Annotated in this window: 2 protein-coding genes; both read left to right on the top strand. The window is 70.0% G+C overall.

The features are described 5' to 3' along the window. Window positions 1-250 precede the first annotated feature (250 nt). On the top strand, window positions 251-13,789 hold the full coding sequence (locus AB0H42_RS18410) for an amino acid adenylation domain-containing protein (RefSeq protein WP_357057178.1): 13,539 nt from the start codon (window positions 251-253) through the stop codon (window positions 13,787-13,789). Further along, window positions 13,786-14,775 (top strand): ATP-binding cassette domain-containing protein, encoded by a 990-nt coding sequence (locus AB0H42_RS18405; protein ID WP_357057176.1) that lies wholly within the window; start codon window positions 13,786-13,788, stop codon window positions 14,773-14,775. Before AB0H42_RS18410 ends, AB0H42_RS18405 begins: the two co-directional genes overlap by 4 nt. The last annotated feature ends 39 nt before the right edge of the window (window positions 14,776-14,814 follow it).

Below are 14,814 nucleotides of genomic sequence, written 5' to 3'. Positions count from 1 at the left end.
TAGTATCTAGGCAGCGCCCGGTCCCGCCGGGGGAGAAGTGAAGCGATCTTCCGCGTCTCTGCGTCATCAGCGTGCCGGAAATCGGACACCGCGGTCCGATAGCTGTTCCGGCTCCAGGTAACCATTCGGTTTCGACTGCAATCCATTCACCGTGATGCTCCGAATAACCAGTCGTGAATCACACCCCACGGCCGGTACAGGCCGGTTGCGGGCTGTTCGGGGAGTGTCGAGCTGTAGAACGGAGTGATTGATGAGATCGTCGGCCACCGGGGTCGATAGCAGTTCGTCGGCGGAAGTTTCGGCCGAACCGTTTCCGCTCACACCCGCGCAGACAGCGCTGTGGTACGCCCAGCGGATTCAGCCCGAGATCCCGCTCGTCGTCGTGGAGTACGTGAAGTTCCACGGTGATCTCGATCCGGGTCTGCTGCTGTATGCGATCGAGCGTTTCGGTGTGGAGACCGAGGTCGGCCTCCAGCGCATCGTCCAGATCGACGGAGTCCCGCACCAGGTGGTCGATCCGGCTATGCGACCGGGGTGGGCGCGACTGGATCTGCGATCCGAGCCGGACCCGCAGGCCGCGGCGCTGGCCTGGATGAAGAACGACGCGCGCACTCCGGTCGACTTCGACCACGACTCGCTCGTCTTCAATGCCGTACTGCGCACCGGAGATCGCGACTACATCTGGTACTCCCGGGCCCATCACATCCTCATCGACGGTTATGCGGCGATGAACGCGCTGGTCCGCACCGCGGAGATCTACACGGCCTACTACGAGTCCCGGGAACCCACGGTGTCGCGCGCCACCCCGCTGGCCGAGCTCTACGCGGGGGAGCAGGAGTACCGGAATACGCAGCGGTTCACCAACGACCGCGTCTACTGGAGCGAAATCCTCGACGGCGCAGGGGAGGTCGTCAGTCTGTCCACCGTGGCCAATCCGCCGGCCACCGCGGACGCGGGCCGCCGGCTCGCCACCGCGGTCCTGAGCGAGGCCACCGAGGCGTCCGTCACGGCGGCGGCGACGCAACGCAACGCGACCGATCCGATCCTGTACGCCGCCGCCATGGCCTGCTACGTCCGGTCCATGACCGGGGAGAACGACGTGGTGCTGAGCCTGCCGGTCTCCGCGCGTACCACCGTATCGCTGCGCCGTTCCGCCGGAGTGGTGTCGAATGTGGTGCCGCTGCGGATCCGCTTCGAGCCCGGGACCACCGTCGAAGATGTCGTACGGGTGGTGGAACGTCAGATCACCGGCGCCCTCCGGCACCAGCGCTACCGGCACGACGATATCCGCCGCGACTGCGGTTACGACCGCGACACCCGCGGTTTCTTCGGCCCGATGATCAACATCATGCTGTTCAGCAAGCCGCTGCGCTTCGCCGAATGCGAGGTCTCGGTCCATGTGCTGGCCACCGGTCCGGTCGAGGACCTCTCGGTCAACCTGTACAACGGTGACGGCGGCCGGGTCCATCTCGATTTCGAGGCCAACCCGCTGCTCTACAGCGATGACGAGGTCGCCGCCCACCACCGCCGGTTCCTGGGCTTCCTGGACCGTTTTCTCACCACCGGAGCCGGCACCCCCGTCCGGGAGCTACCCGTGCTCACCGATGCCGAACAGCGCCAGGTGCTGCACACCTGGAACGATACGGCGGCGCAGGTCCACACCGGCACGCTCGCGGGAATTTTCGCCGACCGGGTGCGGCACTGCCCGGAGTCCGTGGCAGTGGAGTTCGAGGGTGCGGCGCTGACCTACCGCGAACTCGACGCCCGGGCGAACCGGCTGGCCCGCAAGCTGATCGCGGCCGGCGCCGGACCGGAACAGGTGGTCGGGCTGTGCCTGCGGCGCAGTATCGAACTGGTGGTCGCGATGTACGCCGTGATCAAGACCGGCGCCGCCTACCTTCCGCTGGATCCGGAGCATCCGGTCGCGCGGCTGGCGGGGATCGTGGACCGGGCCCGCCCGGTCGCGCTGCTGGTCGCCATCCGCGACGGCCTCGAACTGCCCGGCAATGCCGAACTGCTCGCGGTCGACACCGCCGATCTCTCCGGTTACGATCCCGCGCCCGTCACCGATGCCGACCGGATCTCACCGCTGCGTGGTGACCATCTGGCCTATCTGCTGTACACCTCCGGTTCCACCGGCGCCCCGAAGGGCGTCGGCATCACCCACGCGGCCATCGTGAACCGGCTCCGCTGGATGCAGCACCAATACCCGCTCGATCACACCGACGCCGTGCTGCAGAAGACTCCGGCGACCTTCGATGTCTCGGTATGGGAGTTCTTCTGGCCGCTGCAGACCGGCGCCCGGCTGGTGGTGGCGCGTCCGGACGGACACCGCGATCCGGCCTACCTGGCCGAGGTTATCCGCGAGAAGGGCGTCACCACAGCGCATTTCGTCCCATCGATGCTTTCGGTCTTCGTCACCGATACCGAGGTCGGTGACTGCGCGTCGCTGCGCCGGGTGTTCTGCAGCGGTGAAGCGCTGCCGCCGGCCACCGTGCGCGATTTCCACGCCGCGTTGCCGGGCCCGGACCTGCACAACCTGTACGGGCCCACCGAGGCCGCGGTCGACGTGACCTACTGGCACTGCCCACCGGACCCCGAATCCGTCCCGATCGGTTCGCCGGTGTGGAACACCCGCACCTATGTACTCGATGCGGCGCTGCGCCCGGTCCCGCCGGGCGCGGTGGGCGAGCTGTACCTGGCCGGTGTGCAGCTGGCGCGCGGCTACCTCGGCCAGGCGCCGCTGACCGCCGAACGGTTCGTGGCCGATCCGTTCACCCCGGGCACGCGCATGTACCGCACCGGCGATCTGGCCCGCTGGCAACTCGGGTCCGCCGGAAGCCGCCGCGGGGTACTGGAATACCTGGGCCGCACCGATTTCCAGGTGAAGATCCGCGGGTTGCGCATCGAACTCGGCGAGATCGAATCCGCACTGCTGGCCGACGAGCGGATCGCCCGCGCGGTCTGCGTCGCCCACCACACCCCCGCCGGCGATCGGCTCGCGGCCTACGTGGTGGCGCGTGGCGGGGCGACCCTCGAACCGGGCGCGGTCCGCGCGGAGCTGGCCCGCGCACTGCCCGGGTACATGGTGCCCGCCACGGTCACCGTGCTCGACGAACTGCCACTGAACAGCAACGGCAAGATCGACCGGGCGGCGCTGCCGGCTCCGGGCCCCACCGAACAGCGGGCCCGGACCGCGCCGCGCAACGAGGTGGAAGAAGTCCTGGCCACGATATTCGCCGAACTGCTGGGCGTGCCCGAGATCGGAATCGAGGACGGATTCTTCGAACTCGGCGGCAACTCGCTGGTGGCCGCCCGCGCGGTCGCGCGGATCAACACCGCGCTCGGTACCGCGCTGACCATTCGTGATCTGTTCGAGGCCGGCACCATCGTCGAACTGACCGATCGGTTCTCGGTCCACGACCCGGACCTCGCCTCACCGCAGCTGGTTCCGATGGTGCGGCCCGAGCGGATCCCGCTCTCACCGGCCCAGCAGCGGCTCTGGATCCTGAACCGCTTCGCCGAGCATGCCGCCGCCTACAACATGCCGCTCGCGGTCCGGCTGGACGGCATCCTGGATATCGAGGCGTTGCAGGCCGCGCTGCTGGACGTGCTGGAGCGTCACGAAAGCCTGCGGACCACCTTCCCCGAATCCGGTGAGGGCCCCTACCAGCGGATCCATCCGGCCGCCGCCGCCGGGCTCTCGCTCGAGGTGATCGAAGCCGACGGCGCCCGGATCACCGGTCTGGCCGCCGAGTTCGTGTCCCGGCCGTTCGATCTGCGTAGCGAGTTCCCGGTCCGGGTCGCCCTGTACGCCCTCGACGACGACAGCCACGTACTCGTGCTGGTGTTGCACCACATCTGCGGAGACGGCTGGTCGGTGGCGCCGCTGGCCCGGGATCTGACCACCGCGGTCGAGGCACGGGTCGCCGGCCGGGCGCCGCAGTGGACTCCGCTACCGGTGCAGTACGCGGATTTCGCGCTGTGGCAGCGGGAACTGCTCGGCGAGGAATCCGATCCGGGCAGCGCGCTGAGCCGGCAGGTCACCCACTGGCGGGCCGAACTGGCCGGGCTGCCCGATCAGCTCGACCTCCCGCTGGACCGTCCGCGTCCCGCCCGCCGCTCCACCGGAGGCGGGCGGGTCTCGTTCACCATCCCGGCCGGAACCCGCCGCGCGGCCGCGGAACTGGCGGCCGCGCGCGGGGCGAGCATGTTCATGGTGGTGCACGCCGCGCTGGCCACGCTGCTGGCCCGTATCTGCGGTAGCACCGATATCGTGATCGGTACCCCCATCGCGGGCCGCACCGATCCGGCGCTGGACGAACTGGTGGGGATGTTCGTCAACACCCTGGTGCTGCGCACGGAGGTCGATCCCGGCGCCGATTTCGGCCGGATGCTCGATATCGTCCGGGAAACCGATCTGAACGCCTTCGCCAATGCCGATGTTCCGTTCGAGCGGCTGGTCGAGGTGGTGAACCCGGAGCGCTCCGGGGCACGGCATCCGCTGTTCCAGGTGATGCTGTCCTACGACAACGCCGGTGAACTCGAGTTGGCGCTGCCGGGGGTGCGCACCGAGATCCTGCCGCTGGACGGGACCATCGCGAAATTCGACCTCCAGCTCGAGATCCATGACGACAACGCCGGCGGCGAACTGCACGCCGAGATCGGTTACGCGACCGATCTGTTCGACGAGCGGACCGTCGCCGCGATCGCGCGCAGGTTCGTCGCGGTGCTGGACGCGGCGGTCGGCAACCCCCGGCGGCCGGTCGGCGATATCGAGGTGCTGGAGCGGCGTGAGCGCGGCAACCTCGTTCCGCTGGCGGGTGGACCCGCCGAACCGCCGGTGCTGCTGGCCGATCTGTTCGGCCGGTCGGCGGTCAAGGACCCCGACGGGGTCGCCGTCCGTTACCGCGGACGGGACACCACCTACCGGGAACTGGACGAACGCGCGAACCGGCTGGCCCGGCTGCTGATCGAACAGGGTGCCGGACCCGAAACCGTGGTCGCGCTGGCGCTGCCGCGCGGTCTGGACGCGATCACCGCGGTCTGGGCGGTCGCCAAGACCGGCGCCGCCTACGTTCCGGTCGATCCGGGCTATCCCGCGGATCGGATCGCCCATATGCTCACCGATTCCGGCGCCCGGCTCGGGGTCACCGGCCGGGAACAGGTCGCGGCGCTGGCGGAGGCGCCCGGCGCCGTGGAATCGTGGCTGATCCTCGGCTCGCCGGATGTCGAAATCGACTGTGCCTCCGTCTCCGCGGCGCCGATCACCGATGCCGACCGGATCGCACCGTTGCGCAACGCGCATCCGGCCTACCTGATCTACACCTCCGGCTCCACCGGCACACCGAAAGCCGTTGTCGTCACCCACGCCGGACTGGCCTCCTTCGCCGCCGAACAGTGCTATCTGTTCGGCGTCACCCCGGCCGCACGCACCCTGCACTTCTCCTCACCGAGTTTCGATGCCTCGGTGCTCGAACTGCTGCTCGGGTTCGTCTGCGGGGCCACCGTGGTGATCGCGCCGCCGGATGTCTACGGCGGTGCCGAACTCGCCGGGCTGCTACGGGCCGAAGCCGTTACCCACGCGTTCGTCACGCCCGCCGCCCTGGGCACCGTCGACCCGTCCGGCTTGGAGCAGCTGCGCAGTGTCATGGTCGGCGGTGAGGCGTGCAGTCCCGAATTGGTGGCGGCCTGGGCCGACCGGTACCGCATGCACAATATGTACGGGCCGTCGGAGGCGACGGTGGCCGCCACCATGTCCGGCCCGATGCGGCCCGGCCGCCCGGTGCCGCTGGGTCATCCGGTGCGCGGTATGCGGTTGTTCCTGCTGGACTCCCGGTTGCGTCCGGTACCGCCCGGCACACCGGGCGAGCTGTACGTCTCGGGTCCCGGGCTGGCCCGCGGCTATCTGGGCCGGCACGGCCTGACCGCGTCCCGTTTCGTGGCGAGCCCGTACGGCCGGCGCGGTGAACGGATGTACCGCACCGGCGATCTGGTGGTGGCCGACCGGACCGGCCGGCTGCGGTTCCTCGGCCGCGCCGACGATCAGGTGAAACTGCGCGGCTTCCGGATCGAACTGTCCGAGATCGACCATGTACTGCGCGGCCATCCCGGGGTGCGGTCGGCACTGACGGTGGTGCACACCGATGCGCACGCCCGGCAGCGGCTGGCGGCCTATCTCGTCGCCGACAGCATGGTGGATCCGGCCGCGGTCCGGTCGGCCGTACGCGGGCAGCTGCCCGCGTACATGGTCCCCGACGCGGTCACCGTGCTGCCGGAGTTCCCGAAGGCGCCCTCGGGCAAGCTGGACCGTAAGGCGCTGCCCGAACCGGTGTTCCTGAACACGGGTACCACCTCTCGCGCCCCCGCCACCGAGGCCGAGCGCCGGGTCGCCGAAGTCTTCTCGGAGGTGCTGGGCTGTACGGTGACCGGCGCCGAGGACCCGTTCTTCGACCTGGGCGGCAACTCGCTGCTGGCGACCCGGCTGGTCGGCGAGCTCTACGACCGGTTCGGGGTGGACCTGCCGGTCCGCATGGTGTTCGAGGCCCCCACCGTCGCGGCGCTGACCGAAGAGCTGCTGCGGACTCCGGCCACCGCCCGGGTCCCGCTGGCCGCCTACGATCCGCGGCCGGCGCGGCTGCCGTTATCGCTGCCGCAGCAGCGGCTGTGGTTCCTCAACCGGTTCGCTCCCGAGTCCAGTGCCTACAACATCGCGTTCGTTCTCGATATCGACGGTGCGCTGAACATCCCCGCACTGCGGGCGGCGCTCGGCGATATCGTCGAACGGCACGAGGTCCTGCGCACCGTGTTTCCGGCCGACGGTGACGGCGCCCAGCAGCGCATTCTGCCCGCGGCGTGGGCACTGCCCACCCTGGAACTACAGGAGACCGATCACGTGGGGGCCGCCGCCGCGCTCCGGGAAACCGCCACCACCGGTTTCGATCTCACCGTGGGAACGCCGCTGCGGGCGACACTGCTGCGCACCGGGACGGACCGCTACCGGCTCGGCGTGGTGCTCCACCACATCGCCGCCGACGGCTGGTCGATGGGGCCGCTGATCCGCGACCTGGCGCTGGCCTATCAGGCCCGCCGCGCCGGGGCGGCGCCGCAGTGGTCACCGCTGCCGGTGCAGTACGCCGATTTCGGTCTCTGGCAGCGGGAGCACCTCGGTAGCGAGTCCGACCCGGACAGCCTCGCCGCTCGCCAGCTCGGCTACTGGCGGGACCAGCTCGCGGGCCTGCCCGACGAACTACCTCTGCCCTACGACCGGCCCCGCCCCGCCGAACCCGAGCAGACGGCCGCCTCGGTCCACCGCAGTATTCCGGAGCCGGTGCGCGCCGCCCTGGTGGAACTGGCCCACGCCCAGGGCGTGAGCCCGTTCATGCTCCTGCGGTCGGCGCTCGCGGTACTGCTGCGGGCGGTCACCGGTGGCCGGGACATCGCCATCGGTACCCCGGTTGCCGGACGCACGGACAGCCGGCTCGGCGAACTTGTCGGGATGTTCGTCAATACGCTCGTGTTGCGCTCGCCAGTGGATCCGGCCCGCCCGTTCACCGACCTCCTGCGCGGGGACCGGGATACCGAACTCGCCGCGCTCGCGCACGCCGATATCCCCTTCGAACAGGTGGTGGCCGCGCTCGGGCACGATCCGCGCGCCACCGCGCGCCACCCGCTGTTCCAGGTCGCGCTCACCGTGCAGGACACCCCGGTGCCCGACCTGGCACTGCCCGGGCTGGCGGTGCGGGCGGCCCCGCTCGATATCGCGCGCGCAAAGTTCGATCTGGAGTTGCGCGCCGGTGATCTCACCGACGGTGACCTCGAATTCGTCTATGCCGACGAATTGTTCGACGCGGCCACCGTCGAGACGCTCGCGGACCGCTTCCTGCGGGTGCTCGCCGCGATCGGCGCCCGGCCCACCGTGCCGGTCGGTGATATCGACACCCGCACCGATGCCGAACGTGACGCCCTGTGCCCGGCCCGCGGCCCCGCCCACGGCATCCCGCGCACCCTGGGCGCGCTGTTCGGTGCCACCACGCTCGCCCACGGGCCGCGTCCGGCGCTGTACGAGGACGAGACGGTACTCACCTACGCGGACCTCGACCGTCGCGCCAATCGCCTGGCCCGTGCGTTGATCCGGCGCGGACTCGGTACCGGCGACAAGGTCGCCCTCGGACTCACCCGGTCCGCGGATTCGGTGACGACCATGCTCGCCGTCGCCGAATCCGGGGCCGCCTTCGTCCCGGTGGATCCGAACTATCCGGCCGAGCGCGTCGCGCATATGCTCGCCGACTCCGGCTGCTCGGTCGGTATCACCCGCAGCGGGCACGCCGAACGGCTGCGCGCGGCGGGCGGCAGCGAGATCGACTGGTTGCTGCTGGATTCCCCCGCGGGCCGCAGTGAGATCGGCGGTGAGGCCGCGGGCCCGGTATCCGACGGTGACCGGCTGCGCCCGGTACGGATCACCGATGCGGCCTATCTCATCTACACCTCCGGATCCACCGGTAAACCCAAAGGTGTCACCGCGACCCACGGGGCGCTCGCCGATCTCGCCGACGAGTTCCGGGACCGGCTGGCGGTGAACCCGGCCGCGCGCACCATGCATTTCTCGTCACCGAGTTTCGACGCGGCGGTCCTGGACCTGCTGCTCGCAATCGGGGCCGGCGCCGCCATGGTCATCGTGCCGCCGGAGGTGTACGGCGGTGACGAACTGGGTGAATTCATGACCCGCACCGGGATTACGCACACCTTCATCACCCCCGCGGCGCTCGCCACCATCGACCACGAACGCTGGCCGTTGCCGGCGCTGCGGGGTCTCATGGTCGGCGGCGAAAATGTCGGCCCGGAGCTGGTGTCGCGCTGGGCGCCCGGGCGTCGGATGTTCAACGCCTACGGGCCCACCGAAACCACCGTCGTGGTGTCGGTGACGCCGGTGGCCGCCGGCCGTCCGGCCGGGCTGGGCGATCTGATCCGCGGCACCCGCGCTCTGGTGCTCGACGAACGGCTGCGTCCCGTGCCCACGGGGGTCCCCGGTGAGTTGTATCTGGGTGGTCCCGGACTGGCCCGCGGCTATCACGAGCGTTTCGGGCTCAGCGCAGCCCGGTTCGTCGCGGACCCCTACGGTCCGCCCGGCGCTCGGCTCTACCGCAGCGGCGACGTGGTGTGCTGGACCCGAGACGGCGGACTACGCTATCTGAGCCGCAGCGACAACCAGGTGAAGATGCGCGGATTCCGGATCGAGCTCGGCGAGATCGCCGGCGCGCTCACCGCGCATCCGGCGGTGCACTTCGCCCATGTCGAGGTGCGCCGGCTCGGCGATTCGGACCGGTTGGTCGCCTATGTGCATCCGGCCGATCCCACGCGGCCCCCCGAGCCGGAGGAACTGCGCGACCACCTGAGCAGTCGCCTGCCGCGGCATATGGTTCCGGCCGCGTTCACGCTGCTCGACGAGATCCCGCTCACCCCGGTGGGCAAACTGGATATCGCCGCGCTGCCCGAACCCCGGGCCCTCCCCACTGCCGCACCCGGTCGCGCGCTCGGTTCGGACACCGAACGCCGGGTCGCCGCGATCATGGGCGAGCTGGTGGGCGTCGTGATCACCACCGCGGACGAAAGTTTCTTCGATATCGGCGGCAACTCGTTGCTGGCCACCCAGCTGGTGGGTCGCCTGGACGCGGCTACCGGGGTGCGACTGCCGGTGCGGACGGTGTTCGCCGCCCCGACGGTTGCCGAACTCGCGGCCCGCCTCGACGGGGAATCCGCCGGCACCGGGGCCGCCCTGGTCCGCCGGGAGCGGCCCCAGCGGATTCCGCTGTCCCCGGCCCAGCAGCGGCTGTGGTTCCTCAATCGGTTCGGCGGCTCGGACACCTCGGGTGGCGCGTACAACATCCCGGTGGTGCTGCGGTTGCGCGGTCCGCTCGATCGCGTGGCGCTGCGCGGCGCGCTGCACCGGGTGCAGGAACAGCACGAGACCCTGCGGACGGTGTTCCCGGAGATCGACGGGGAGCCGGTGCAGTGGGTACTCGACGCGGCCGATGCCGCCGTCACGCTGCATACACCGGCGGCCGACGACGCGGGCCACGGGGCGGCGATCGAACGGTTCATCACCCCCGGATTCGACCTGTCCATCGAGATCCCGTTGCGTGCAGCGCTGTTCGTGGTGGCGCCGGATGAGCACATCCTGGTGCTGGTGGTGCACCACATCGCGATGGACGGCTGGTCGCTGGAACCGCTGGCCACAGATGTGGCGACGGCCTACCGGGCGATCCGGCTCGGCGCCCGGCCGGAGGTCGACGCCGACCGACTCCAGTACGTCGACTACACCCTGTGGCAACGGGAACTGCTCGGCAGCGAGGACGATCCCGCCTCCCCGATCCGGCGGCAGCTCGACTACTGGCGCACCAGGCTGGAGGGCATGCCCGAACTGCTCGCCGTCCCCGCCGACCGCCCGCGTCCGCCGGTGCCCTCCTACCGTGGCGGCACCGTCGAAGAGCGGGTCGACGCCGGGGTGCACCGGGAGTTGCGCGGTCTCGCCGCGCGCCACAATGTGAGCCTGTTCATGGTGCTGCACGCCGCGCTGGCGGTACTGCTGCACCGGATGACCGGCGTCGGCGATATCGCCGTCGGCACCCCGGTCGCCGGCCGTGGGCGGCCCGAACTCGACCGGATGATCGGCATGTTCGTCAATACGCTGGTCCTGCGGACCCCGGTCGCCCACAACGATCGGTTCACCGATCTGCTCGATACCGTGCGCGATACCGATCTCGACGCGTTCGGGCACGCGGAACTGCCGTTCGAGCGATTGGTCGAGGTGCTCAACCCGGTCCGCTCCCAGTCGCACCACCCGCTCTTCCAGGTGATGTTGTCGGTGCGCGACGAACCGGTACGCGCCCTGGAACTTCCGGGGTTGAGCATCGAGGCGATGGATATCGACGCCGGTATCGCGAAATTCGATCTCCAGTTCACCCTCACCGAATGCCGCGGCGCCGACCGGTCGCCGGACGGTATCGGCGTGGCGGTGAACTACAGCGGGGATCTCTTCGACGAACCGACCGCGGCCCGGCTCGGTCGCCGCCTGGTCCGGTTGCTCGGCGCGATTGCCGCCGACCCCGCCGTGGTCATCGGTGACCTGGAACTGCTCGAGCCCGCGGAATGGTCGGCGCTGGCGCCGCTGCGTCGTGCCGATCCGGACCAGCCGTGCACCCTGGCCGAAGTCTTCGCCGCCGCGGTGCACGTCGACCGGCAGGCGGTGGCGCTCGCCGGTGCGGGCGTTGAGGTCACCTACGACGCGCTCGACCGCTGGAGCAACCGGCTGGCCCGGGTGCTGGTGGGCTACGGGGTGGGACCGGAAACACTGGTGGCGCTGGGTATTCCGCGTACGGTCGAATCGGTGGCCACGGTCCTGGCGGTGACCAAGACCGGCGCCGCCTTCGTGCCGGTGGACCCGGGCTACCCGGCCGCGCGCATCACCCATATGCTCTCCGATTCCGGGGCGGCCCTGGGACTCACGCTGGCCGAGTACCGGGAGCAGTTGCCCGAGGGGGCCCATTGGCTGGCCCTCGACGATGCCGAGGTCCGCGAACAGGTGCTGCGGGCGTCCAGCGCTCCGCTCACCGACGCGGACCGGATCACCCCGTTGCGGATGGACAACCCGGCCTACGTCATCTACACCTCGGGTTCCACCGGAACCCCCAAGGGCGTGGTGGTCACCCATCGCGGACTGTCGAATTTCGCGGCGGAGACGGCCCACCGCTTCGATGTCCGGCCGAACAGCCGCATTCTGCACTTCGCGACCCCCAGTTTCGACGCCGCCATGCTGGACCTGCTGTTTGCGCTCGGCGGCGCGGCCACCCTGGTGCTCACCCCGCCGGGGGTGGTCGGTGGCGCGGAACTGGCCCGGGTGCTGATCGCGGAACGGATCACCCACGCCTTCATCACCACGGCGGCCCTGGCGACGGTGGACCCGGAAGGCGTCACCGATTTCCAGCACGTCCTGGTCGGTGGCGAGGCCCTGCCGGCCGAAGTGGTGGCGCGCTGGGCGCCGGGTCGCAACCTGCACAACGTCTACGGCCCGACCGAAACCACCATCGTCACCGTGATGTCGCCGCCACTGGTACCGGGTGGTCCGATCCCGATCGGTGAACCGATCCGCGGTGTGGCGGCCATGGTTCTCGACGCCCGGCTGCGCCCGGCGCCGCTCGGGGTCACCGGCGAGTTGTACCTGGCCGGTGGAGCGCTCGCCCGCGGATATCACGACCGGCCCGGGCTCACCGCCCAGCGCTTCGTGGCCAATCCTTTCGGCAAACCGGGTGAGCGGATGTACCGTACCGGCGATCTGGTGCGGATCCGCACGGCACGCGATGGCGGCCCCGGCGATATCGAATATGTCGGCCGTACCGACCAGCAGGTGAAGATCCGCGGTTTCCGGATCGAACTGGGCGAGATCGACGCGGCGCTGAGTCGGCATCCGGCGGTCGAGTTCTCCTACACCGCCGGGCATCGCACGGCCGCGGGAGTGACCGCCCTGGTGTCGTATGTGAAGGCCGCGGCGGGCGCCACCGCCGCCGAACTCATCGCGCACGTGTCCGAACTGGTGCCCAACTACATGGTTCCGCAGTCGATCATGCTGATCGACCGGCTGCCGCTCACTCCGGTCGGCAAACTCGACCGGTCCGCCCTGCCCGAACCGGTGTTCACCGCCGCGGAGGGTTACCGGGCGCCCGCCAACGCGGTGGAGGCCGCGCTGTGCGAGATCTTCGCGGAGGTCCTCGGGGTCGACCGGGTGGGTGCCGGGGACGGATTCTTCGAACTGGGCGGTAATTCGCTGCTCGCCACGAAGGTGGTCGGCCGGGCCCGAGAGGCCGGGTATGACCTGCCGATGCAGCTGCTGTTCGGCGAGTCCACCCCGGCCGCGCTGGCCGCCCGGCTCGGCGACGGCACCGCCGCCGATGCCATGCGACTGGCGCTGGCTCCGCTGCTGCCGTTGCGCCCCGGCACCGGTACCGGCCGGCCGCCGCTGTTCTGTGTGCATCCGGCGATCGGGTTGTCCTGGTGCTACGCCGGCCTGCTCGCCGAACTGCCCGCCGACCAGCCGGTCTACGGTCTGCAGGCACCACAGGCGAGCGGTGAACCGGGCTTCGGTTCGATCGGCGAAGCGGCCGAGCACTACATCGCCCATATCCAGACCGTGCAACCGCACGGGCCCTACCAGCTGCTCGGCTGGTCGCTGGGTGGTCTGATCGCGCACGAGATCGCTGTGCGACTGCAGGCGGTCGGCGAGGAGGTCGCGCTGCTCACCATGCTGGACAGCTACCGGCTCTCCGATGATCTGGCCACCGAAGCCGTGCCCGGCGTCGCGGAGATCCTCGGCGAATTCGGCGGCGACCTGGTCGCCGACGGGGCGGAACCGACCTTGGCCGAGGCCGCCGAATTGTTGCGGTCGCGTCCCGGCCCGTTCGCGGCACTCACCGTGGATCATCTGGAACGGCTGTACGCCGGCTACGCCGACGGCACCGTCCAGGCCAATGGTTTCCGGCCCGGTGTGTTCGACGGCGATCTGCTGTTCTTCGCCGCCGGCACCGACCCGGTGAACCTGGCCGCGCCCGATCGTCGCCCGGAGGCATGGCAGGGCTTTGTCACCGGTGCCGTGCACGCCCGGGAACTGGCGTGCACACACGCGGAGATGACGACCCCGGAATCCCTGGCCGTGCTCGGACCCGTGCTCCGGGAACACCTGCGCGGGGCGGCCACGACATCGCAGCCCGGTATCGAAACGAAGGAGAACGCTCAGTGAAGCCCGCGGTACAGATCACCGGTCTGGTGAAGTACTACGGCCGCGTCCGCGTTTTGGACGAGGTCGATATCGAAATCCCCGAAGGTACGGTGCTGGGGCTGCTCGGTCCCAACGGCGCGGGTAAGACGACCGCTGTCCGGATCGTCACCACCCTGCTGCGCCCGAACGCCGGATCCGTCCGGGTCGCCGATGTCGATGTGCTGCACGATCCGGCGGCGGCCCGCAAGCTCATCGGATTGTCCGGTCAGTACGCGGCGGTGGATGCCAACCTCACCGGCTACGAGAACCTGCGGATGGTCGCGCGGCTCTATGGGATGCCGCGCGAACGCGCGGTCTCGCGGGCCCGGGAACTGCTCGGGGAATTCGGGCTCGAGGATGCCGCGGATCGCCGGGCGGGAACCTATTCCGGCGGGATGACCCGGCGCCTCGATCTGGCCGGTGCCCTGGTCGCCCGTCCACCTGTGGTGGTTCTGGACGAACCGACCACCGGACTGGATCCGCGGGCCCGCAACGATATGTGGCGGGTTATCGGCGAACTCGTCCGCGATGGCACCACAGTCCTGCTGACCACCCAGTATCTGGAGGAAGCCGACCGGCTGGCCGATCAGATCACCGTGCTCGACAAGGGCCGGGTCATCGCCCGCGGTTCGGCGGACGAACTCAAATCCTCGATCGGCGGGGACCGGCTCACCGTCACGCTGGGTCCCGGACAGGATCCGGCGCCCGCACTGCGGGTCCTCGCCGAGATCGGGATCGGCGAACCCGCACATGAGGCGAGCGTCGACGAGGTGTCGGTGGTGGTCGGTGACGGTTCCCGCACCATGGTCCAAGCCCTGCGCCGGTTCGATGACGCAGATGTGAACGTCGTCGACGCCCGGGTGCACCGGCCCAGCCTCGACGATGTCTTCCTGTCCATCACCGGCTCCCCGGCAGCACCGGAATCCAAGCCGGAAACCAGTGACGTCCCCGAGGAGATCATGTCGTGAGCACCGCAGAAGTGGCGGTCGATCAAACCACCGGCCCGA

Source organism: Nocardia sp. NPDC050799 (assembly GCF_040654015.1).
Classification (GTDB): domain Bacteria; phylum Actinomycetota; class Actinomycetes; order Mycobacteriales; family Mycobacteriaceae; genus Nocardia.
Note: the sequence above shows the minus strand (reverse complement) of the source record. Positions and strands in the feature narration are given on the sequence as shown.

What these genes read in the sequence shown, in the direction of transcription:
- AB0H42_RS18410 (WP_357057178.1), top strand. Translation starts at nt 251, where the DNA reads ATGAGATCGTCGGCCACCGGGGTCGATAGCAGTTCGTCGGCGGAAGTT.